Source organism: Streptomyces aureocirculatus, assembly GCF_000720475.1.
In the GTDB taxonomy this organism is placed as follows: domain Bacteria; phylum Actinomycetota; class Actinomycetes; order Streptomycetales; family Streptomycetaceae; genus Streptomyces; species Streptomyces aureocirculatus.
The window spans coordinates 175,045-196,766 of the sequence record NZ_JOAP01000020.1; the positions used below are offsets into that span (position 1 = coordinate 175,045).

18 protein-coding genes and 3 pseudogenes are annotated in these 21,722 nt (G+C 69.9%); 13 read left to right on the forward strand and 8 right to left on the reverse strand.

Going from position 1 to position 21,722, the window contains the following annotated elements:
* Position 1 precedes the first annotated feature (1 nt).
* From IG78_RS0119885 to IG78_RS0119905, 5 genes are all read left to right on the forward strand, one after another.
* The gene (locus tag IG78_RS0119885) at positions 2 to 3,799 is read left to right on the forward strand and encodes a non-ribosomal peptide synthetase (protein ID WP_225882118.1); all 3,798 of its coding nucleotides are present in this window, start codon (positions 2 to 4) and stop codon (positions 3,797 to 3,799) included.
* A 68-nt stretch (positions 3,800 to 3,867) separates the two neighbouring features.
* Positions 3,868 to 4,092: an MbtH family protein gene (locus tag IG78_RS0119890; protein ID WP_030565073.1), complete on the forward strand. Its 225-nt coding sequence runs from the start codon at positions 3,868 to 3,870 to the stop codon at positions 4,090 to 4,092.
* A 19-nt stretch (positions 4,093 to 4,111) separates the two neighbouring features.
* The gene (locus IG78_RS0119895; protein ID WP_030565074.1) at positions 4,112 to 4,828 is read left to right on the forward strand and encodes a thioesterase II family protein; all 717 of its coding nucleotides are present in this window, start codon (positions 4,112 to 4,114) and stop codon (positions 4,826 to 4,828) included.
* A gap of 126 nt (positions 4,829 to 4,954) precedes the next feature.
* Complete coding sequence (locus IG78_RS0119900; RefSeq protein ID WP_051852782.1) at positions 4,955 to 5,671, forward strand: thioesterase II family protein; 717 nt, start codon at positions 4,955 to 4,957, stop codon at positions 5,669 to 5,671.
* A 91-nt stretch (positions 5,672 to 5,762) separates the two neighbouring features.
* Positions 5,763 to 8,900, forward strand: coding sequence for an AfsR/SARP family transcriptional regulator (locus IG78_RS0119905; protein ID WP_318657871.1), 3,138 nt, complete (start codon positions 5,763 to 5,765; stop codon positions 8,898 to 8,900).
* A 106-nt stretch (positions 8,901 to 9,006) separates the two neighbouring features.
* Here the strand turns inward: IG78_RS0119905 and IG78_RS0119910 are convergent, their stop codons facing one another.
* The 3 genes from IG78_RS0119910 to IG78_RS0119920 form a co-directional block, all read right to left on the reverse strand.
* Positions 9,007 to 9,771, reverse strand: coding sequence for an ABC transporter permease (locus tag IG78_RS0119910; protein ID WP_030565077.1), 765 nt, complete (start codon positions 9,769 to 9,771; stop codon positions 9,007 to 9,009).
* Positions 9,771 to 10,784 carry an ATP-binding cassette domain-containing protein gene (locus IG78_RS0119915; protein ID WP_078965277.1) on the reverse strand — a complete coding sequence of 338 codons (1,014 nt, stop codon included), beginning with the start codon at positions 10,782 to 10,784 and terminating at the stop codon, positions 9,771 to 9,773. The genes IG78_RS0119910 and IG78_RS0119915 overlap by 1 nt, the downstream gene beginning before the upstream one ends.
* Positions 10,785 to 11,064: 280 nt before the next feature.
* Positions 11,065 to 11,364: a hypothetical protein gene (locus tag IG78_RS0119920; protein WP_157855817.1), complete on the reverse strand. Its 300-nt coding sequence runs from the start codon at positions 11,362 to 11,364 to the stop codon at positions 11,065 to 11,067.
* A gap of 163 nt (positions 11,365 to 11,527) precedes the next feature.
* Between IG78_RS0119920 and IG78_RS0119925 the strand changes: the two genes are divergently transcribed.
* Together IG78_RS0119925 and IG78_RS0119930 are read left to right on the forward strand one after the other, a co-directional pair.
* Complete coding sequence (locus tag IG78_RS0119925) at positions 11,528 to 12,505, forward strand: LysR family transcriptional regulator (protein ID WP_063760774.1); 978 nt, start codon at positions 11,528 to 11,530, stop codon at positions 12,503 to 12,505.
* 329 nt (positions 12,506 to 12,834) lie between these two features.
* On the forward strand, positions 12,835 to 13,122 hold the full coding sequence (locus IG78_RS0119930) for a hypothetical protein (protein WP_030565084.1): 288 nt from the start codon (positions 12,835 to 12,837) through the stop codon (positions 13,120 to 13,122).
* A gap of 80 nt (positions 13,123 to 13,202) precedes the next feature.
* Here IG78_RS0119930 and IG78_RS0119935 read toward each other — a convergent pair whose 3' ends face one another.
* The 4 genes from IG78_RS0119935 to IG78_RS0119950 form a co-directional block, all read right to left on the reverse strand.
* On the reverse strand, positions 13,203 to 13,511 hold the full coding sequence (locus IG78_RS0119935; protein ID WP_030565086.1) for a transcriptional regulator: 309 nt from the start codon (positions 13,509 to 13,511) through the stop codon (positions 13,203 to 13,205).
* Positions 13,512 to 13,513: 2 nt separating this feature from the next.
* Complete coding sequence (locus IG78_RS0119940) at positions 13,514 to 13,927, reverse strand: hypothetical protein (RefSeq protein WP_225882119.1); 414 nt, start codon at positions 13,925 to 13,927, stop codon at positions 13,514 to 13,516.
* A 67-nt stretch (positions 13,928 to 13,994) separates the two neighbouring features.
* On the reverse strand, positions 13,995 to 14,237 hold the full coding sequence (locus IG78_RS0119945) for a hypothetical protein (protein ID WP_030565090.1): 243 nt from the start codon (positions 14,235 to 14,237) through the stop codon (positions 13,995 to 13,997).
* A 737-nt stretch (positions 14,238 to 14,974) separates the two neighbouring features.
* Positions 14,975 to 15,703, reverse strand: coding sequence for a dienelactone hydrolase family protein (locus IG78_RS0119950; RefSeq protein WP_030565092.1), 729 nt, complete (start codon positions 15,701 to 15,703; stop codon positions 14,975 to 14,977).
* A gap of 307 nt (positions 15,704 to 16,010) precedes the next feature.
* On the opposite strand from IG78_RS0119950, the gene IG78_RS0119955 reads away from it, so the two are divergent.
* Positions 16,011 to 16,445, forward strand: coding sequence for a VOC family protein (locus IG78_RS0119955; RefSeq protein WP_030565094.1), 435 nt, complete (start codon positions 16,011 to 16,013; stop codon positions 16,443 to 16,445).
* A gap of 99 nt (positions 16,446 to 16,544) precedes the next feature.
* On the opposite strand, the pseudogene IG78_RS51405 reads toward IG78_RS0119955, so the two are convergent.
* A pseudogene (locus tag IG78_RS51405) lies at positions 16,545 to 16,755 on the reverse strand (IS5/IS1182 family transposase); the annotation flags it as partial.
* Between the two features lie 22 nt (positions 16,756 to 16,777).
* Here IG78_RS51405 and IG78_RS51410 point away from each other — a divergent pair.
* The 5 genes and pseudogenes from IG78_RS51410 to IG78_RS0119970 form a co-directional block, all read left to right on the forward strand.
* Positions 16,778 to 17,061: pseudogene (locus IG78_RS51410) on the forward strand (transposase); the annotation flags it as partial.
* A gap of 119 nt (positions 17,062 to 17,180) precedes the next feature.
* A pseudogene (locus tag IG78_RS51415) lies at positions 17,181 to 17,342 on the forward strand (HNH endonuclease); the annotation flags it as partial.
* Between the two features lie 410 nt (positions 17,343 to 17,752).
* A complete protein-coding gene (locus IG78_RS0119960) occupies positions 17,753 to 18,316 on the forward strand; it encodes a (2Fe-2S)-binding protein (RefSeq protein WP_404827705.1) in 564 nt (187 codons plus the stop codon).
* A 9-nt stretch (positions 18,317 to 18,325) separates the two neighbouring features.
* Positions 18,326 to 19,306 (forward strand): FAD binding domain-containing protein, encoded by a 981-nt coding sequence (locus IG78_RS0119965; RefSeq protein ID WP_030565098.1) that lies wholly within the window; start codon positions 18,326 to 18,328, stop codon positions 19,304 to 19,306.
* Positions 19,303 to 21,480 carry a xanthine dehydrogenase family protein molybdopterin-binding subunit gene (locus IG78_RS0119970; RefSeq protein ID WP_030565101.1) on the forward strand — a complete coding sequence of 726 codons (2,178 nt, stop codon included), beginning with the start codon at positions 19,303 to 19,305 and terminating at the stop codon, positions 21,478 to 21,480. Before IG78_RS0119965 ends, IG78_RS0119970 begins: the two co-directional genes overlap by 4 nt.
* Positions 21,481 to 21,722: the final 242 nt, after the last annotated feature.

The following is a 21,722-nucleotide window of genomic DNA, read 5'->3' on the forward strand; positions in this document are numbered from 1 at the left end:
CATGATGATTCCGCTGTCGTTCGCGCAGCGCCGGTTGTGGTTCCTGCAGCAGATGGAGGGACCCTCCGACACCTACAACCTGGTGCTGTCCTACCGGCTGACCGGGGTGCTGGACACGGCCGCCCTCGGGGACGCGGTCCGCGACGTGGTCGCCCGGCACGAGAGTCTGCGCACCCTGTTCGCCGAGGACGACGAAGGGGAGCCGTACCAGAGGATTCTGCGCGACGCCGAGGTGTCCCTCGAGGTGCCGGTCGTCGAGGTGGATCCGGACGCGGCGGACACCGCGTTCGAGGAGACGATCTCGTACCGGTTCGACCTCGCGACCGAACTGCCCGTGCGGGTCAGCGTCTTCCGCCGGGCCCCGCAAGAGCACGTCCTTGTCATCGTGCTCCACCACATCACCGCGGACGGAGGCTCCCTGGGACCGCTGATGCGGGACCTGGCCGGAGCCTATGCCGCCAGGCGGGAGGGCCGGGCGCCTGCCTGGGAGCCGCTGCCCGTCCAGTACAAGGACTACACGCTGTGGCAGCGCGAGGTCCTCGGCGACGTCGGGGACCCGGACAGCCTCGCCGCGACCCAGGTGGGCTACTGGCGCGACGAGTTGGCCGACGTGCCGCAGCCGCTGCGGCTGCCGGTGGACCGGCCGCGGTCCACCGAGACGGACCACCGGGGCGACATGGTCGAGTTCTCGGTGGAGCCGGAGGTGGTGCGCGGCCTCGACGAACTGGCCGCGGAACGGGGCTCGACGGCGTCCATGGTCGTGCAGAGCGCCCTCGCGGTGCTGCTGCACAAGCTGGGCGGCGGGGACGACCTGACCATCGGCAGCCCCGTCGCCGGACGCACCGACGACTCCATGACGGACATGGTGGGGTGCTTCGTCAACACCTGGGTGCTGCGCGCGGACCTCTCCGGGAACCCGTCGTTCTCCGAGCTGCTCGCACAGGTGCGGAACAAGGCCCTCGCGGCCTACGAGAACCAGGACGTGCCCTTCGAGCTCCTCGTGGAGTCGATCAACCCTGACCGCTCCGCCGGGTACCAGCCGCTGTTCCAGGTGATGTGCGAGTGGATGAACTACGAGAAACCGGACTTCGTGTTCCCCGGACTCGAAGCGACCCTGGTGCAGCTCACCCCCGCGGCCGCGAAGTTCGATCTGCACTTCAGCATCACCAAGGACGCCGAGCAGCGGATCCGGGGCGCCCTCCAGTACCCGACCCGACTGTTCGACCGGACGACGGTGGAGGACATCACCGCGCGGTTCGCCCGGGTCCTGGAGCAGGTCGTCGCCGACCCGACGGCCCCGCTGGCCACCGTCGACGTGCTGCTGCCGGGCGAGCGGGAGCGGGTGCTGCGGACAGTGAACGACACCGCCAGGGAGATCGGTGTCCACACGATGCCGGAGGGCTTCACCGCGCAGGCCGAGCGTGAGCCCGGCCGGACGGCGCTGGTGTACGACGGCCGGGAGACCACGTACGGGGAACTGAACGCCCGGGCGAACCAGCTCGCGCACTGGCTGATCGAGCAGGGGGCCGCCCCCGACAGCCTCGTCGCCGTGCGGATGCGGCGTTCCGAGGAGCTGGTGGTGGCCTTCCTCGGCGTACTCAAGGCGGGGGCCGCGTTCCTGCCCGTGGAGACCGATCTGCCGGAGGGGCGGACGGCCGGCATGCTCGACGAGGCGCGTCCGCGGCTGACGCTGACCGGTGAGCTGCCGGACGTGTCGGACCGCCCGACGACGGACCCGGGCGTACGGGCGGCACCCGACAACGCCGCGTACGTGATCTACACGTCCGGTTCGACCGGCGGGCCCAAGGGTGTGGTGGTGTCCCACCGCTCGATCATGAACCGGGTGCTGTGGGGCCTCGCCGAATACGGCACCGGCACCGAAACCCGGGCCCTGTGGACCAGTTCGGTGGGGTTCGACATGTGGCTCCCGGAGCTGTTCGGACCGCTGCACGCGGGCGGGACGGTGGTGATCGCCGACGCGGAGGGACGCAAGGACCCGGCGTACATCGCCCGGCTCATCCGCGACGAGCGGGTGACCGACGCCAACTTCGTGCCCTCCATGCTGGAGGTCTTCGTGACCGAACCGGCCGCCGCCGAGTGCACGGGGCTGCGGCGGATGGAGGTCGCCGGCGAGGCCTTCTCACCGACGCTGGCCGACCAGGTCACGGCGCTGCTCCCGCAGTGCGCGATGTCCAACCTGTACGGGCCGACGGAGTGCACGGTCGAGGTCACCGCGTGGCCGTACCGTCCCGGTGCCACGAGCATCCCCATCGGCGCTCCGATCTGGAACACCCGGGCGTACGTGCTCGACCCGGACCTCCGTCCCGTCCCGGCGGGGGTGACCGGAGAGCTCTACCTCGCCGGCACGGGAGTGTCGCGCGGCTATCTCGGCCGGCCCGCGCTGACCGCGGAACGGTTCGTGGCGTGCCCGTTCGGCGCCGCGGGCGAGCGGATGTACCGTACGGGCGACATCGTCCGGTGGAACCGGGACGACCAACTGGAGTTCGTGGGACGCGCGGACTTCCAGATCAAGATCCGAGGGTTCCGGATCGAACCGGGTGACATCGAGCAGGTGCTCCTGAGCCACCCCGATGTGGCCGTGGCGGCCGTCGTGGTCCGCGAGGACCAGCGCAACGACAAGCGGCTCGTCGGGTATGTCGTGCCCGGGGACGGAGAGGTCGACGTCACGGCGCTGACCGAGTACGCCAAGGAACGGCTGCCGGAGTACATGGTGCCCACGGCGGTCGTCGTCCTGCCCGAGCTGCCGACCATGCCCAGCGGCAAACTGGATCGCAGGGCGCTTCCGGAGCCCGGGCAGGAGCATGCCGGTGGCGGCCGGGCGCCGCGCCACTCCTACGAACGGAAGATGTGCGCCCTGTTCGAGGAGGTGCTCGGGCTGGCGTACGTCAGCATCGACGACAACTTCTTCGACATCGGCGGCCATTCGCTCCTGGCGACCCGGCTCAGCTCCCGCATCCGCGGGGAGTTCGACGTCGATGTGCCCATCAGGACGATCATCCGCCACCCGACGGCCGGTGAGCTGGCGGCGCTGCTGCTCAGCAACAGCGTCCCGGACGATTTCGCCGACCCGTTCGCGGGGGTGCTCTCGCTGAACGGCGGCACGGACAAACAACCGCTGTGGTTCGTCCACCCGGGCAGCGGTGTGAGCTGGCCCTACTTCAGCTTCGTGCCGTATCTGAAGGACCGGCCGGTGTACGCGCTGCAGTCCCGGGGCTACGGCGAGGACGGTTCGCTGCCCGAGACCGTGGAGGAGATGGTCGAGGACTACGTCACACAGATCCTGGAGGTCCAGCGGGAAGGGCCGTTCCACATACTCGGCTGGTCCTACGGCGGCACGGTCGCCCACGCCGTGGCCGACGCGCTGGACCGGCGCGGCCATCAGGTGCCACTGCTCGTGATGCTGGACTGCGTCCCGGCGAGCTTCTTCGCGGAGATGGAGGAGCACGACCAGTCGTCCGTACGGGCCGTGGTCGAAGGGTTCCTCGGACGGTTCTTCCGGATCGGCGCGGACGACCGCTTCGTGGACACCATGGCGAAGGTGGTCGCCCACCACACGACGATCATGCGGAAGTACGTGTCCCCGGAGTTCCGCGGCGACGCCGTCTTCTTCGACTCGGCGCTGCGGGAGGAGGAAGAGGGGTCCTGGGCGCCCCTGTGGGAGCCGCACGTGCGCGGTGTCGTCGAGGAGCACAGCGTGCAGGCCACCCACCACGACATGCACATGCCCGCGCCCGCGGCACACATCTGTGGAGTGATCAGGGACAAGCTCGACGCGTGACCGCGGACTTCAGAAACCCCGGGAAATCCGGGAACTCCGGCACTTTCGCAGGAAAGGGAACAGAGACGATGAGTACGAATCCGTTCGACGACGAGACGGGCCGGTTCCACGTCCTGGTGAACGACGAGGAGCAGTTCTCGCTCTGGCCCGCGTTCGCCGAGGTCCCGGCCGGGTGGCGGGTCGCACTCGGCGAGGCGACCCGGCAGCAGGCCCTCGCGTACGTGGAGGAGAACTGGACCGATCTGCGTCCGCGGAGCCTGCGCGTGACGTTGGCCGCGGACCTCGCCTCGTAGCGACGGCGGAAGGACCGACATGTCTTCCGACAAGCAGCAGCGGACCACGCTGGTGTGCGTACCCTTCGCGGGCGCCGGCGCCTCGTTCTTCCACCCGTGGCGGGCCCTGGCCGGGGATCGGTTCCGCGTCGTAGCGGTCGAACTCCCGGGCAGGGAGCGGCGCCTCCTCGAGACTCCCTACCGGAACGTCTGTGAGGCGGCACGCGGGACGGTCGAGGACGTCGTGGCGGCCGTCGGCGACGGCGCGCGGGTGGTGTTCTTCGGGCACAGCCTCGGAGCAGTACTCGCGTACGAGCTGGCCCACCTGCTGAGCTCGCGCGACGAGGTGCACATCGAGCGGCTGTTCGTGAGCGGCTCGCCGGGCCCCTGGACCCAGCGGGCCCGGCGGGCGACGGGACTGCCCGACGAGGAGTTCCTCGCCCGCGTCGAAGTGTTCGCCGGATTCCGGCACGAGGCACTCGACCACCCCGAGATGCGCGCACTGGTCCTGCCGACACTGCGAGCCGACTGCGAGATGCACGAGAACTACACACCCAGCACCGACGAGCCGCTGGCGGTACCGATCTGCTCGATCCGGGGCACCACGGACGACCTGGTCGACGCCGAGCGCGCCCAGGAGTGGCGCAAGGCGACGGTGAGCGACTTCACCTTCACCGAGATGCCCGGCGGGCACATGTATCTCGCGGACCACGCCGAGGAGTTGGTGCGACTGATCGACGCCGGCTCCGACGGCTGACGGAGCAGCCGCAGCACTCCCGGTGCGCGAAGTACCCAACCCCGCTCCGGCCCGGGGCCGGTGCGCGACCGGCGGTATGCCGCCGGCGGCGCACCGGCCCCGACCCGAACCGATCCGGAGGAACCCTTGAGCACGCGGATACGCCTGTACTGCCTTCCCTATGCCGGGGGCTCGGCGCAGCGCATCTATGACGGCTGGCAGCACCGGCTGCCCCGACACCTGGAGGTCGTCCCCCTCGAACTGCCCGCGCGCGGCGCAAGGACCGGGGAACGCCCCGTCACCAGGATGGGTGGTCTGGTGACCGACGTGCTGCGCCAGGTCCTCCCGGCGGCCGGCGAACCGTATGCCCTCTTCGGACACAGCCTCGGCGGCACGCTCGCCTTCGAGGTGGCCCGTGAGCTGGAACAGGAGCACGGCCGGGCACCGGTCAAACTGCTGGTGTCCGGCACCCGGGCGGCCGACGCGGACGGCGAGCCGGACGTGGACTTCCTGCTCCCCGACGACGCGTTCCTCGAACGCATCCGGCAGTTCGGCGGTACGCCGCCCGAGGTCCTCGCCGACGACGGTCTGATGGAGCTGCTGCTGCCGGTCATCCGCGCCGATTTCGCCGCGGCCGCGCAGTGGCGCTACCGGCCAGGACCACCGCTGTCCTGCCCGATCACGGTCTTCGGCGGTACCCGGGACGAGCAGGTGGCCGCGGACGGTCTGGCCGGCTGGGGGAAGCACACCGTGGCGAACTGCCGGGTGCATCTGCTGCCGGGCGGCCACTTCTACGTCGACGAGATGAGCGAGCGGCTCGTCGCGCTCGTCGCGGAGGAGCTGCCGTCCGGCCTCGGCGGGTGAGGGCGGGCCGGACGGAATTCCCGCCGGCCTCGGCGGTGCGTGCGCGATCCCGAGCCCGGACCCGTACGGCAGGATGGGCGACGTGCGATTCATGTTGCTCGGGCCGCTCGAGGTCCGTACCGGCGATGGGGCGGTGCTGGAGGTGCCGGGCGCCCGGCTGCGTGCGCTGCTGTGCGCGCTCGCTCTCGAACCGGGACGGATCGTCACCCGGCCGCGGCTCGTGGAGTTCATCTGGGGGGACCAGCCGCCCACGGACGAGGTGAACGCCGTGCAGGCGCTGGTGTCCAGGCTGCGCAGGGTGTTGCCGGACGGGTCGGTGGAGGCGGAGTCCGGGGGGTATCGGCTCGCCGTGGCGCCCGACGCCGTCGACGTGAGCCGGTTCGAGGAACTGGTCGTCCGGGCCCGTGCCGCCGACGACGAGACGCACAAGGCGGAGCTGCTGCGCTCCGCCCTGGAACTGTGGCGCGGCAAGGCGCTGGAGGATGTGGCGTTGTACGGCAGCGCGACGTTCGACGCCGCGGTCGCCCGCCTCGACGAGCTGTACCTCGCCGCCCTCGGCGACCGCGTGGACGCGGAGGTCCGCCTCGGCAAAGGCCCGGAGCTGATCTCCGAGTTGACCGGGCTCGTGGCCGCGTACCCGCTGCGGGAAGGGCTCGTCGCCGCGTTGATGCGCGCGCTCGCCGGTTCGGGGCGCGGCACCGAGGCGCTGATCGTGTACCAGCAGTTGCGCGAGCGGCTGGCCGAGGCCGTGGGCGTCGAACCCTCGGCGGAGCTCTCCGCGCTGCACATCGCGCTGCTGCGCGGGGACCTCGGTGGCCGTACGGAGAACCACCGGACCAACCTGCGCGCCGGACTGACCAGCTTCGTCGGCAAGGACGACGACATCGCCGCGGTCTGTGGCCTGGTCGCCGAGCATCGCCTCGTCACCCTGACGGGACCCGGCGGCTCGGGCAAGACCCGCCTCGCCACGGAGACCGCGCGGCGGCTGCTCGGCGACCTTCCCGATGGCGCCTGGCTGGTCGAGCTGGCCTCGGTGCGGGCGGGCGGGGAGCTGGCGCAGGTCGTGCTCACCGCGATCGGCCTGCGCGACCAGGCGCTGCTCGGCGGCGCCACCGCCGGGGACCCCGTCGACCGGCTGATCGCCGCCGTCCGCGACCGCGCCCAGCTCCTCGTGCTCGACAACTGCGAGCACATGATCGACGCCGCGGCGGAGTTCGCGGACCGGCTGCTCGGTGAGTGCCACCGGCTGCGGATCCTGGCCACGAGCCGGGAGCCGCTCGGCATCACCGGCGAGGCGCTGTGGCAGGTGGAGCCGCTCGCGCTGCCCGCCGAGAGGGCGGTCGCCGCCGAGGCCGCGGCCTCGCCCGCGGTGCGGTTGCTGCGGGACCGGGCGGGCGCGGTGCGCAAGGACTTCGCCGCCGACGAGCAGACCGTGGCGGCCATGGCGCGGATCTGCCGCGCGCTCGACGGGATACCCCTGGCCATCGAACTCGCGGCGGCGCGCCTGCGCACCATGTCCGTGGAGCAGTTGGCCCACCGGCTCGACGACCGCTTCCGCCTGCTGAGCAGCGGCAGCCGCACGGCGCTTCCCCGGCACCGGACGCTGCGCGCGGTCGTGGACTGGAGCTGGGACCTGCTCACCGAGGCCGAGCGCGGTGTGCTGCGGCGGCTCTCGGTGTTCTCCGGCGGGGCGACCCTGGAAGCGGCCGAACGGGTGTGCGCCGACGGGCTGCGGGACGGAGAGCACGTCCTCGACGTGCTGACCGCGCTGATCGAGAAGTCCCTGCTGTTCGCCGACGACTCGGTCGTACCGCGCTACCGGATGCTGGACACCATCAGGGAGTACGCGGCGCAGCGGCTCGCCGAGGCCGGTGAGGTCGAGAGCGCCCACCGCGCGCACGTCGCCCACTTCACCGAACTCGGCGAGAGTGCCGAGCCCCATCTGCGCCGGGCCGAGCAACTGGAGTGGCTCGCCACGCTCCAAACCGAGCACGACAACATCAACGCCGCCCTGCGCGGCGCCATCGCCGAGGGCCGGGCCCACGAGGCGATGCGGCTCGTCGTGGTCTTCGGCTGGTACTGGATGCTGAGCGGGCGCAAGGCCGAAGGCACCGAACTGAGCGTCCAGGCCGCCTCCCTGGACGGTGAGGTGCCCGACGACGTGCGGGCCATGGCGTACGCCGTGGTGACGACGTTCCTGACCTCCGGGGTGCAGGGCGACCAGTACCAGGCACAGGAGTGGATCCACGAGGCGTACCGGTACGCCAAGGGCAGCACCCACCGCCACCCGCTGCTCCGCTTCGTCGTACCGCTGGAGCGCATGGTGCGGGAGCCCACCGAGTTCCTGCCCGCGTTCGAGCCGCTGCTCACCGAGGACGACGCGTGGGTGCGCGCGCTGGCCCGGCTCACCCGCGGGCGCCTCGGGCTCACCCTCGGCCGCGGCGAGCCGGAGTCGGTCGCGGACATCGAGGTGGGCCTGACCGAGTTCCGCGCGCTCGGCGACCGGTGGGGGATGTCCCTCGCGCTGCAGTCCCTCGCCGACCGTCTCGCCCTGCGCGGCGAGCTCGCCCGCGCGTGCGCACTCTACGACCAGGCGATCACGGCGCTGACCGAGCTGGGCGCGATCGAGGACGTGGTCGGGCTCCGGGCGCGGCAGGCCCAGTTGTACTGGCTGCTCGGGGACGCGGAGAGCAGCGGCGGCGCCCTGGCCGACGCGCAGCGCTGCGCGGACCGCGTCGCCTGGCCGGACGCGCTCGCCGAGCTGCACATCTCGAAGGCGCAGTTGGCCCGCTGGCGCGGCGAGCGGGACGCGGCGCACGCGGAGCTGACCGCGGTGCGGGCCCTGCGCCGGGACACCGGGACGAGCGGCTATCTCCACATCACCGTCCAGGATCTGTACGGCTATCTCGCGAAGGACGTCGAGGAGTCCCGTGCGCACCGGGCCGAGGCGTTCCGCGCGGCCGTGGCGGCGGGGCACCTGCCGGTGATCGCGCACATGCTGATCGGGCTCGCCGACCTCGCCCAGCGCCAGGGGCAGGACGAGCAGGCCGTGCGGCTGCTCGCGGCCGGCGAGAGCGTGCGCGGCGTGCCCGACCGCTCGCAGCCGGACGCCGCCCGGATCACGGAGGAAGCGCGCGGGCGCCTCGGCGAAGAAGTCTTCGCCGAGGCGGTGCGCGCCGGCCGCGAGGGCGACTGGCGCGAGCTCGCCGAGGCCACGCTCGCTCCGTGAGCCGCGCGCGCCCTCACGCCCGCTTCCGGAGGCCACGGTCGTCCTCACGCCCGCTTCCGGAGGCCACGGCCGTCCTCAGGCCCGCTTTCGGAGGCCACGCACGCCCTCACGCCCGATTCGTGAACTTCGCCCGCGCCCGCAGGTACCCGAACAGGGCGAGACCGACGCACCAGCCGACCGCCTGCATCGCCGGGCTCGCCGACGGATCGCCCGCGAGGAGCCCGCGCAGGGTCTCGGTGATCGGGGAGAACGGCTGGTACTCCGCGAACTGACGCGCCCCCGCACCCATGTTGTCGGTCTGCACGAACGCGTTGCTCAGGAAGGGGAGCATCATCAGCGGGACGACGGCGAAGCCCGCGTTCTCCGGTGTCTTCGCGGCGAGCCCGAGCGCGACGGTCAGCCAGCCGATCGCGAACAGCGCGAGGAGGATCATCCCGAGCACCCCGAGCCACTGGAGCGGGTTCGCGTCGGGCCTGAAGCCCATCGCCAGGGCGATGAGGACGACGAGGACGATCGCCGCCAGGCTGCGCAGCACGCTCGCGATCACATGCGCGATCAGCACCGAGCTGGGGGAGACGTCCATGACGCGGAACCGGTTGATGATGCCGGTCGCCATGTCGGACTGCACGGCGACCGCGGTGGCGCTCACGCCGTAGCCGATCGTCATCATGATCACGCCGGGTGTGGCGTAGTCGATGTAGTCGACGCCGCCGACATCGAAGGAGCCGCCGAAGACGTGGACGAACATGAGCATCATGACGATGGGGAAGAGGACGGCGTTGAACAGCGCCGTGGGATTGCGCAACGTGTGCCGGAAGTTGCGCTGCAGCATGGTCGAGAAGTCGGCCACCGAGGCCGCCATGGCGCTCATCACGCGTTCACCGCCGTGTTCGTGTCGTTCGTGTCAGGCGTCTTGCTCGTGCCGCTCGTGCCGCTCGTGCCGTTCGTGTCGGCTGGGTCGCTCGCGTTGCCGGTGAGGGCGAGGAAGACGTCGTCGAGGTCCGGTGTGTGCAGGGACATCTCCTCGACGTCGACCGCGTGCTCGTCGAGCCGGGCGAGCAGTGCCCGGTACGTCTTCATGCCGCCGTCACCGGGGACGTGCAGGCTCAGGGCGTCGTCGTCCCGGGTGGCGCCCGGCAGGACCGCCGCCCCCGCGTGCAGTTCCCGCTGATCGCGGAAGCGCAGCCGGATGTGGCTGCCCGGCACCTTTCGCTTGAGTTCCGCGGGGGTGCCCTCGGCGACGATCCTGCCGTGGTCGAGGACGGCGACGCGGTCGGCGAGCTTGTCGGCCTCCTCCAGGTACTGCGTCGTGAGGAAGATGGTCACGCCGTCGGCGACCAGTTCCCGGACGATGGCCCACAGGGTCAGGCGGCTGCGCGGGTCGAGCCCCGTGGTGGGCTCGTCGAGGAAGATGATCTGCGGCCTGCTGACCAGCGTCATGGCGAGGTCGAGCCTGCGGCGCATGCCGCCGGAGTAGGTCGCCACCGGCTTGCCCGCCGCGTCGGCGATGTCGAACCGGTCGAGCAGCCGCCCGGCCACCTGCTTGCCCTCCGCCTTCGGCAGGTGCAGCAGCTTCGCCATCATCAGGAGGTTCTCCTCACCCGTGAGGAGGTCGTCCACCGCGGCGAACTGCCCGGTGACCCCGATCGCCCTGCGCACCGCCCGGGTGTCGCTCGCCACGTCGTGCCCGGCGACGACGGCCTTGCCCGCGTCGGGCACGAGCAGCGTGGTCAACACGTTCACCGTCGTGGTCTTGCCGGCGCCGTTGGGCCCGAGCATCGAGAAGACCGTGCCCGCCGGGACGTCCAGGTCGATCCCGTCGAGAACGGTCTTGTCCTTGTAGGCCTTGCGCAGCCCGCTGGCTGCGATCGCTGTACCAAACATGACAGCCATGCTCGGCACCCGCCTTGACACCGGGCGGTCCCCGCCCTGACACGGCTCCTGACACGGCCTGGGAGCAGACGGGGCCTGAGGCTGATGAAGGGGCGGGAGTGGGGCGGCCCGCGCAGTCTGAACTCAAACCAGTGGTCGGCTCACTTGTGCGCCCTGATCAATCCTTGGGCGCCGCTGAGACATGGCAGGGAGTTCTTGACGGTTCTCCGGACATGTCCAGCGGCCACCCCTCGTTCACGCCTGCGGAATCAGCGGCGGCCGGACGAGTGTGTCACTGACTCGTCTGGGCGTAATCGCACGCCGTGATCGCGTGGGAATGCCTCACACCAGTGCTCTCCAGCCCGATCCGGCATGACTGGTAGGCAATTCCCTTGTCCGCCGGTCCGTTGAAATGCCCGCCCGTGTAGCAGTGGTCGATCCGTGCGTTGGTGGGCGTATAGGACTTGCTTTGCAGGTACCTGACACAATCGGCTGTCACTGCCGAAGCCGGATTGGCTGTCACGACGGAGGCCGTGGCGGCCGCGACGAGAATGCCGGCGGACGCCATGGCGCTCGCTATTTTGCTGTTCATTCTTCCCTCTCGTTGATATCGGGCCGCGTCGTCGGAGTGGGGGCTCCGTGCCGCTTTTCGACCCGCCCCACTGTCCCACTCCTCCGAAGTCAAGATCAATCCAGACATCGTCTACGATCGGTGCGCCACGCTCACCGATCAACGAACGCGAGGAGGGCCAAGGGTGGAACGGCACGAGATGGAGGCCTTCCTGACGCTGGCCGAGGAACTCCACTTCCGGCGCACCTCGGAGCGGCTCGGCCTGGCTCAGGGCCGGGTCAGCCAGACCATCAAGAAGCTGGAACGCCGTATCGGGGCGCGGCTGTTCGAGCGCACCAGCCGGAAGGTGGCTCTGACGCCGGTGGGGGAGAAGCTGCGCGACGACCTGCTGCCCGCCTATCAGCAGGTGCAGCGGGCCCTCGCTGATGCCGCGGCCGCCGCACGGGGTACGCGCGACGTGCTGAGGGTCGGCTACTTCAGCCCCATGGCAGCCGAACTCGTCCTCAAGGCCGCCGACAGGCTCAGCACTCGCTGTCCCGACGCGGAGGTGCAGATCCAGGAGATCCACCTCTCCGACCCGCTGGGACCGATCCGCGGCGGCCAGGTGCACCTACAGGTCACCCAACTCCCCATCGACGAACCCGATCTGGCCGTCGGCCCCGTCCTCATCTCCGAGGAGCGCAGGCTCCTGGTCCACCACGAGCACCCGTTCGCCCGCGCCGCCACGGTGACTCTGGAAGACCTGGCCGCGACGACGGTCATCAGTTGTGCCGCAGCCGCGCCCCAGTACTGGCAGGCATACCACTGCCCCCACCAGACCCCTTCGGGCCGTCCTGTCCCGCACGTCGTAGTCGGCAACTGGCACGAGGCACTGGCGATGGTCGGCGCAGGCAAAGGCGTCACCTTTGCGTCCGCGCGATCCGAGCAGTACCACGCCCGCCCCGACACCGTCTGGTTGCCGTTCCCGCACCTCCCTCGCTTCGAGTACGCCACCATCTGGCCCCGCACCGGCACCACTCCCGTCGTCCAGGCCTTCCTCCAAGCCATCCATGACATCCATGAGGACGCTCCCCGCGTCCCCGCTCAGAGCACTTCTCGTTCCGGGAGCGGCGACCTGGGGGGTTTGGTGGAGACCGCTCCGCCCGTCGGTGAGAATTCGTGACACGTATGTCGCGGATCACGATCCTCCGCGAGGATCGCCCGACTCGGTCGACGGACTCGGCAAGGTGACCGAGCAACTTCGCGGCAGCGTCCAACTCCGGCGTACTGCGCGGATGCTGCCGGTACCGCTCCACCCGCTTCGCCTGGTGCACCAACGGCAGCCTCTGCTGGAGGCGCTCGGCCGCCGCGACATCCTCAGTTGCGGAGGCTTGAGCTCAACCCGTGTATCACACAAGGGTGATAGAGCCCCTGTTGCCCAAATTGCCTCAGGATAAGGCGAGATACCCCTGATGGTATGAGCTCACTCACTTTGACGTGATTTGAAACAAGGTGATCGCCCTGGCTGATGAGTTCGCGGGCCTGAACAAGTCGGAGTCCAAGCGCGTCAAACGCAGCTATGCCTCCTGCGTCCTCAAGGGCGTTGGTCTGGGTGGCATCCTGGGCTCCAGCACCGCGATCGTGAATGCCATCAAGGGCAAGCAGTGGAAGCAGGCGGCCAAGCTGATCACCAAGGAAGCCGCTAAGCGGGGCATCAAGATTGGTGTGAAGGGCGGCGTCGTCGGCCTCGCGTCCGCGCTGGGCGGCTATGCCGTCTGGTGTGCGATGCCGTGGAGCTGACCTCTGATTGGTCGCGGGCGTAGTGTCGTAACCGCGCGGAAGCCGGGTGGATGGGCGCATGCAGCCAATCCACCCGGCTTTCAGGGAACGTCGCTTTGCACCACCAGGCGAAGATGCGCGAGGTATTCCCCGAACCGCTCGCGACCGGACTCCGAGAGCCGGACCTGTGTCACCGGTCGGCGCCGCTCGCGCAGCTTAGCGATCTCCACCAGCTCATCCTTCTCCAGGATGCCCAGTTGCCGCGACAACTCGGCGGCGGACAGGTCCAGCGCCTCGCGCAGGTCGGCGAAGGTCACCTGCTGAACATGGCGCAGAGCGCCGAGAATCGCCAAGCGGACGGGGGAGTGCATCACCGTCACGAGGTGCGTGCGTGGGTGCTCGCTCGCCATGCTCAGCGCCTCCACCGCAGCACGAGGTAGGCCAGGAAACCAGTGGTCGGCAGCGCCGCCGCGGCCAGCGCCGCTGCCAGGGGCGCCGGGCTGTCCCAAAGAATCCTGGACCCCGGGGCGCCGAGCATCATGGTGGCGAAGACCAGCGTCGCGTTCTCCGCCGGGGTGTGGGGCCTGCGGCGTGTGGCGCTCAGATGGAACCAGTACCACCCCATCATCAGGGCCACGGCCGCGAGGAGAGCCAGAACACCCTGTGCGGTGGGGGTGCTGTGCGCGCTGGTGACGGCCAATCCGGACAGCAAGGCGGCGGCGGAGGCCACCCCCAGGGCGCGCTCACCGGCTCCGGCAGGCTTGTTCAGTTTGGGGGCTCCATCGATGGCCCCCAGTTGGCCGGCTGCATCAAGCTCTCGCTCCAAGACTGATCCCTCCTGCGGAACGCTTCCTTTCAGTTTCAAGACTCGCATCTAGTTTCCAAAACGGAAACTAGATGGTGGCGTCCGACGTCGTGCCGTGGTCGACCTCCACGGGGACCGGGTGCCCGAGCAGCCAGTACGTCGCGCCGTCGGACAGGCGCGCCGTCCGGGCGCCCACACCGCTCGCTTCCAGAGCCTGGGGCGGGATGTGGCGCAGGGTGACGCTCAGCGGAGTGAACAGCACGGGGCCGTCGCCGAGATCGACCACCAGCCGGGCCGGGGCCCGCGCACGGCCGGTGTACCCAAGGGTCACGGCGTCTCGTGGCGTGGTCGGCCTCAGCTTGAGCCAGCCACGCCGGGCCGCTCACGGGCTGAGACGCTCGGTTGGCTGGTGTGCGCTGCCGGGATTGGCGGGGGTCGGCGCGCCGCTGCCGGTATACGAAGGGAGGTTGGCCACCAACTCAGTGAGGGCCGGGTCACGTCACCGGCATAGCGTCGCGTGTGAAGGTCGGCGGTCTTCTGGGCGATGTCCGGGTCGTCGCTGTCGGTAGTGTCGTAGGGGACGAAGGACTCCAGCCCTCCCTTGGCGGTCTGCGGGAGGCTTTCGGGTTTCGCGGTCGGGGCTGACCAATAGCAGAGCAGTGCGGTCACCGCCCGCCAGCCCTCGGCCTCGGCCATCCGGCCCGCTGTCTCCAGGATGTCGGCGAACGTTTGCTGGGCAGACATCGCCTATGACCTCGGCTACCCCGTGGTACTGGAACCCCTCGTCCACTGCGCGCACAACTTGGGGCGGCTGGGTGGGGAGTTGGGGTGGCTCCGTCGAGGAGCTCAGCGGGGAAGCGAGAACCGCCAGCACCTGCACGCGAGTTTGAGCAGCACTCGAAGCTCTGCATAAATCGATCGAGCAGTTCATGACTCCGGCACGGGCCCCTGCCGAGAGTTCAGCAGGGGCCCGCGGCGCAGTGAGCTGTGGAGAGCTGGGAGCTGTCCTCGATGAGCGGCATGCCGGCCGGCATCAACTAGCGTCTGCTGCCGGTCCGACCGGCCGGATCACTTCAGATGTCGGGTGAAGAACTGGGTCGCGGCGTCCCCCGCGAACTGCGGGACGCCGGTGTGCCCGCCGAGATGGGCGTGCAGGGACTTCTCCTTGGAGCTGAAGGCGTCGAACAGGTCCAGGGCCGCCTGCCGGTCGTTCCCTTCGTCGTCCCACTGCAGCAGGACGTGCAGGGGAATGGTGACCTGCCCAGCCTCTTCGAACATGGCGCGCGGCACGAAGCTCCCGGCGAACAGGACGGCGGCCGAGACGCGAGGCTCGACCACCGCCAACCGGATGCCAATGGAGATCACTCCACCCGAGTAGCCGACCGGGCCGCCGATCTCGGGCAGCGAGAGCAGGGAGTCCAGGGCGGTCTGCCATTCCGGGACCGCCTTGTCGACCAGCGGGAGGATCAGGGCGTCGACGATCTCGTCGCTGACCGGCTCGCCGGCCTCCATCGCCCGGCGCAGGTCGGCGTGTGCCTGCTCGGCGGCGGGCCAACGGGGTCGGTCACCGCTTCCGGGGAGCTCGATGGTGGCCGTGGCGAAGCCCTCCGCCGCGGATTGCTGGGCTCGGGCCACCAGTCGGGGGTACATCTTGCGCAGCCCGAGGGGCGGGTGGCCGAGCAGGATCAGCGGCGCCGGTGCGGATGCGGGTGTCCACAGGATGCCGGGGATCTCACCGAGGGTGAATTCGCGTTCTAGGACACCGTCGTCGAGGCGTTGCTCGGAAGTGAAACGCATGGTCGTGCCTTTCGGGAGTGCACCGGAACGGCGCTCCCGGACGAACTGCCTATCGCCCGACCGTGACCCCGGAGGGGAGCACCCATGTCGATACTGCGTTCACGGGTACCACCTCCTCGATCTCTCGCACGGCCTCCGGAAATGTAGCGGTGGTCGTCCTCGTCCGGCAAACGAGTTTTTGCGGGGTCTCCGTGGCCGGATGCCACGCAGGCGCTAGGCGGCGTCCGACGAGTCATGGCGTGTAGGCAGCGGCCGGTTGCTGGGCGACTCCGCCCTGCTTGTCAGAGGTGCGCAGTACGGTCCTGTCATGGCAGCCAGAATCGATCTGACCCTTGATTGCACAGACGCGCAGCTCCTTGCCGAGTTCTGGAAGACGGCCCTGGGGTATGTGGACGAGCCGCCGCCCGCTCCCTTCAGCACCCGCGAGGAGTGGCTCGCGCAGTTCAACCTCCCGGATGACGACTCCGTTGACGACGCCGCGTGGCTGTGCCATCCCGACGGCGTCGGCCCCCGGCTCTCCATCCTCAAGGTCCCTGAACCGAAAGCAGCGAAGAACCGACTTCACATCGACGTCCGGGTGCCGGGACATGGCAGTTCCGACGAGCGTTGGGCGCGGATCAAGGCGGAGGCCGAGCGCCTGGTGAAGGCGGGCGGGAACGTCCGCAGAGAGTTCGACGAGCACCACATCGTGATGGCCGACCCGGAGGGCAACGAGTTCTGCGTCGCTGCGGCCTCGGCCTGAGGACCGACAGGGGCGTGGCAACGCTTCCTGTGGAACGTCGCGTTCGCCGCATGGCCGTTCGTCGACTGCTTGTGAGTTCCCGCAATCCGCAAACGAGCAAAGCCATAAGCGGATCGCGGCGGCAGTAACGGTGCCATGAAAGACATAAGCCCGCTTGTCGTACCTCGTGGCCACGGCCCTGAAGGTCTTGAGTCGGTCGGTTGATCGTTCGCTCGACCTCTTTACTGCGTTTGCAGATCGTCTTGTCGAAGCCGGTGGGCCGCCCGCCCTTGCTGCCACGGCCTTGACGGTTGGCCCGCTGGTTCCTGGGCGCCACCGCAGAGTGATCAGCGGAGCGGACCGGAATCCCATGGAGGGACCTACCGCTCCGGTTCGGTAAAAGGAAGACAGTGCACGACAGGCATCGGCGCTGGTCAGCGGACAGCGGACGGCACGTGGGACAGGGTTCTGCGGGCTGTCCAGGCTGACGCTGACGCGGAGGGCCCGCGTCGACTGGTCCATGGTGAGCGTGGACTCCACGGTGTGCCGCGCTCACCAACACGCGGCCGGAGCCTGTCGATCCGCCCCTCGCATTCCAGGACGCCGACGGCGCCCCGTCTCGCACCGCGCCGACGAAGCCCCCCCTGGGACGCTACCTATCGGACAAGCCCTGGAACTTCACCGAGTAGCCCGGCCTGGCCGGAGGCGCCACCTTCGGCTATTCCAGTGGCTGGCACAGCGAAGCCCCCGACCCGCGTCGCTGGCGGACGCTGGTACAGCCCGTACGACGGCCGGTACGTCGACGGCCCTCGCCGCCTCGACACCGATCATTACGTGCCGCTCGCCGAAAGCTGGGACTCCGGGGCCTCGGCCTGGACGCCCACAGAGCGTGAGGCGTACGCGAATGACCACGCCGACACGGTCACCCCCCGGCCCATGAGCGGGCCCCGCCGCCGAATGCGATCAGCCTGGCCGGCCCGTCGCTCTGCCCACGGTCCCGGGCCCGTTCACCGGAGGCGTTCTGGAGAATCGTTTTCAGCGTTCCTGACGCGCGCGTCCCGTCGCGTCGCTTACCCGGCGAACTGTCACACTGTCGGCATGACACGTCAGCAACGCAGTGGCGGAGAAAGCGGTTTTCCGTCGGGGTGCCCGTCTGGGCTTCGTCTCCGTCGGCCATCTCCGTGCACGCGGCGCACCGACGATCACCACGCCGGTACGACGCGCTGAGCGAGAGCATGGCAGACGACCCCTCGTGCGCGCCGGTCGACCTCCGACGAGGGGCCCCGGCCGAGCGCGTGCCCGCGCACATCTCCCGACGTACTTTCGTCGTGGCCACCGTCGCGCTGGGAGGCGTGACCCTGGCAAGCAGCGTCGCTACCGGCGCGACTCCTCGTAGCGCCACGGAAAGCGGGGTTGCCGGTCGCTCCCCAGTCGGCCGCCTCGCGCTCACCGTCAACGGAGAGCATCACACGATCGCCGTTGACAACCGTGTGTCACTCCTCGACCTCCTCCGCGAGCACCTTGGTCTCACCGGTACCAAGAAGGGATGCGATGCCGGTGCCTGCGGAGCCTGCACGGTTCTCGTCGACGGGCGCCGGGTCGCCTCGTGCCTGACCCTGGCGGTGCGGCTGGACGGTGCCGAGGTCGACACCGTCGAAGGGCTGGAAAAGGACGGCCGCCTTCACCCGCTGCAACAGGCGTTCGTCGACCAGGACGCCTTCCAGTGCGGGTACTGCACCCCGGGTCAGATCATGTCCGGCGTCGGCTGCATCGCCGAGGGGCGCACCGGCTCGGCGGAGGAGATCCGCGAGTGGATGAGCGGCAACCTCTGCCGCTGCGGGTGCTACGTGAACATCGTCCGGGCTGTCGAGCAGGCTGCGGACCAAGGATGAGGGACAAGGATGCACCCGTTCGCCTACCTGCGAGCATCTGGCGTCGAGGATGCGCTCGACGCCGGTCATCGGGGCGGTCGCTACATCGCCGGCGGGACCACCCTCGTGGACCTGATGCGACAGACCGTCGAACGTCCGGGCGCCCTGGTCGACATCAGCGGACTGCCCCTGCGCGAGGTCACCGGCACCTCGCAGGGAGGACTGCGGATCGGCGCGCTCGTGCTGATGGCCGAGGCCGCGGCCCACACCGCGGTCCGCAGCGCCTACCCGGTCATCGCCCAGGCACTGGAGCAGAGCGCCTCGCCCCAGTTGCGGAACATGGCGACCGTAGGCGGCAACATCATGCAGCGCCCCCGATGCCCGTACTTCCGAGACGTCACCGCGGCCTGCAACAGGCGTGAGCCCGGCTCAGGATGCTCTGCCCGGCACGGCTTCAACCGCAGTCACGCGATCCTCGGCGCCTCCGATCACTGCGCGGCGGCGCATCCGTCCGACCTGGCCGTGGCGCTTGCCGCGCTCGACGCGGTCGTGTGCCTGGCCGGGCCCGACGAGTCGCGCAATGTCCCCCTCGCCGACTTCCTGCTGCGACCGGGCGATACGCCACACCGGGAGCAGGACATCCGGACGGGCGAGCTGATCACAGCCGTCGAGATCCCTGCCCACCCGCAGCCGCTCAAGTCGGGGTACTTGAAGGTCCGTGACCGCCAGTCCTACGCGTTCGCCCTGGCCTCTGCCGCGGTCGCCCTGCACCTCCGCGATGGGGTGGTCGGACAGGCCAGGGTCGCCGCGGGGGGAGTGGGCACCGTGCCGTGGAGGCTGCCGGCCGTCGAACGCCATCTGATCGGCGAACGGCCTTCGCGACGGCTGTGGAAGGAGGCCGCAGCCCGGGCGGCTGAAGGAGCTCGCCCGCTGCGCCACAACCGTTTCAAGACGGAGTTGCTCAAGCGGACCGTCGAGCGTCAGCTACACACCGTGGGAGGCGGGACGTGAAGCCTCAGCCCAATGCGGCCGTCGGCGCGCCCCTGTCCCGGGTGGAAGGGCGCCTCAAAGTCACCGGCCGGGCCCGGTACGCCGCCGACCACCAGCCCGAGGACGCCGTCCACGCGGTCGTCGTCGCCGGCGACGTCGCACTCGGCCGCGTCACCGGTATCGACACCCGCGCGGCGCTGTCCCAGCCGGGCGTCCTGCGGGTGATCAGCCACTTGAACGAGCCCGACCTGGCGTATGGCGGGGTGGCCCGAAGCGAACCGGAACGGGTTTTCCAGGACGATCGCATTCGCTCCTTCGGCCAGCCGGTTGCCGTCGTCGTCGCCGAGACGCTCGAAGGGGCCCAGCACGCCGCGAGCCTCGTCAAGACGCACTACGACGCCCAGCGACCCATGACGGACTTGACTTATGAGCCGGGTGGCGCCGAGCCGGAGACCTACGCGAGGGGCGACGCGGAGGCGGCCCTGCGAGCATCTGCCGTGCGCCTGGACATGACCTACCGCCTCGAACGTACGCACCACAACGCCATGGAACCCCATGCCACCGTCGCCCTCTGGGACGGCGGCCGGCTCATCGTCTGGGACAAGACCCAGGCGGTGCTCGGCACCCGTAACCACCTGGCCGACGTGTTCGGTCTGCCGCGAGACTCCGTGCGGGTCATCTCTCCGTACGTGGGCGGCAGCTTCGGTAGCTGCCTGCGGTCCTGGCAGCACGTCACACTCGCGGCCCTCGCCGCCCGCGAAACGCGCCGGCCGGTGAAACTCATGCTCACCCGGCGCCAGACGTACTTCGGCACAGGCTTCAGGCCCCGCTACGACTACACCCTGCGCCTGGGCAGCGACCGGCGCGGCCGCCTGACCGGGGCGGTCCACGAGGTCCGGGGAGAGACATCGCGGTACCAGAACTTCACCGAACCCGTACTGGTGCCCGGGCAGATGCTGTACAGCGTGCCGCACGTCGAGCAGACGTATCGCACCGTCCCGTTGGACATCAACACGCCGACCAACATGCGCGGGCCCGGCTACGCGACGGGCGTCCATGTCCTCGAGTGCGCGATGGACGAGCTCGCCCACGAGGTCGGCGTCGACCCGATCGACCTGCGTCTGCGCAACGAGCCCGATGAGGACCCGTCCAGTCGGCTCCCTTTCTCCACCAGGCGGCTGCGCGAGTGCTACCGGTTGGGCGCCGAGGAGTTCGGCTGGCACCGCCGCAACCGTGAGCCGCGCTCCACCCACGACGGGGACTGGCTGATCGGCACGGGAATGGCAGCCGCCGTCCACGACAGCGGACGTGCGCCCTGCCGCGCCCGCGTCAGGCTCGACGCCGACGGCACAGCTCTGGTCGAAGCATCCACCAGCGACATGGGTCCGGGCACCTACACCTCACAGACCCAGATCGCCGCCGACGCCCTCGGTCTCGTCATGCGCAACGTCGCCTTCCGCCTCGGCGACTCGACCATGCCGCCGGCTCCGGTGCACGGCGGCTCCGCCACCATGGCCAGCGTCGGCTCGGCCGTCCAGGACGGCTGCGACAGACTGCGCCGCGACGCCGTCGAACTCGCCGTCGCGGACAAGGCGTCGCCGCTGCACGGCGCCGACGTGAATGACGTAGTGGCCCGTGGCGGCCGACTGCACGTGCGCAACGTCCCGGCGCGAGGAGAGAGTTACGGGCATCTGCTCACCCGTAACAACCTCACGCACCTGGAAGCCGTCGGCTCGTACGCCCCCGGAGAATCCCGTCACGCTCGCTTCGCCTTCGGCGCGGTCTTCGCCGAAGTCGCTGTCGACCGGCATCTCGGTCTGGTGCGTGTTCGGCGGATGCTCGGCGTATACGACGTCGGCCGGGTCATCAACCCTCTGCTGGCCGAGAGCCAGGCCGTCGGCGGGATGGTCGGCGGTATCGGAGCGGCCCTGCTGGAACACACGGTCACGGATCACCGGGACGGCCGGGTGGTCAACGCCGACCTCGCCGACTACCTGCTGCCTGTCAATGCCGATGTGCCTGACCTCCGGGCCGTCTACCTCAGCGGCGAGGACCGGGATGCCGATCCGATCGGCGCCAAGGGGCTCGGTGAGGTCGTCCTCGTCGGAGTGGCACCGGCTCTCGCCAACGCGGTCTTCCACGCCACGGGCCGCCGTGTCCGACACCTGCCCATCACTCTGGAGACGCTCCTCTGAGGAGTTCCGGACCCTTGCTGCCTCCTGCGTTCCGGATGCTCGGGGCAAGGGGCGGCGCCGCAGGGCACGGGCGTGTCATTCCTTCGGGTGGCTACCTTGCTCCAGACGCCGAATATGTCCAGGTGGCTGGCACGATGGGTATCTGACGAAGGCCCCAGTCACGCAGAAAAGTCGCTCTTCCCGCCGTGCGCGGTGCTGATTCGCATCGTCGTCGATCCCTCACTCGCCCCCTTGCTTCGCCC

Bases quoted from the DNA above. Each gene is read 5' to 3' on its own strand.
- IG78_RS0119920 (WP_157855817.1), bottom strand. From the start codon at position 11,364: ATGAACAGCAAAATAGCGAGCGCCATGGCGTCCGCCGGCATTCTCGTC.
- IG78_RS0119915 (WP_078965277.1), bottom strand. From the start codon at position 10,784: ATGTTTGGTACAGCGATCGCAGCCAGCGGGCTGCGCAAGGCCTACAAG.
- IG78_RS0119935 (WP_030565086.1), bottom strand. From the start codon at position 13,511: ATGGCGAGCGAGCACCCACGCACGCACCTCGTGACGGTGATGCACTCC.
- IG78_RS0119950 (WP_030565092.1), bottom strand. From the start codon at position 15,703: ATGCGTTTCACTTCCGAGCAACGCCTCGACGACGGTGTCCTAGAACGC.
- IG78_RS0119885 (WP_225882118.1), top strand. From the start codon at position 2: ATGATGATTCCGCTGTCGTTCGCGCAGCGCCGGTTGTGGTTCCTGCAG.
- IG78_RS0119905 (WP_318657871.1), top strand. From the start codon at position 5,763: ATGTTGCTCGGGCCGCTCGAGGTCCGTACCGGCGATGGGGCGGTGCTG.
- IG78_RS0119910 (WP_030565077.1), bottom strand. From the start codon at position 9,771: ATGAGCGCCATGGCGGCCTCGGTGGCCGACTTCTCGACCATGCTGCAG.
- IG78_RS0119965 (WP_030565098.1), top strand. From the start codon at position 18,326: ATGCACCCGTTCGCCTACCTGCGAGCATCTGGCGTCGAGGATGCGCTC.
- IG78_RS0119890 (WP_030565073.1), top strand. From the start codon at position 3,868: ATGAGTACGAATCCGTTCGACGACGAGACGGGCCGGTTCCACGTCCTG.
- IG78_RS0119895 (WP_030565074.1), top strand. From the start codon at position 4,112: ATGTCTTCCGACAAGCAGCAGCGGACCACGCTGGTGTGCGTACCCTTC.
- IG78_RS0119955 (WP_030565094.1), top strand. From the start codon at position 16,011: ATGGCAGCCAGAATCGATCTGACCCTTGATTGCACAGACGCGCAGCTC.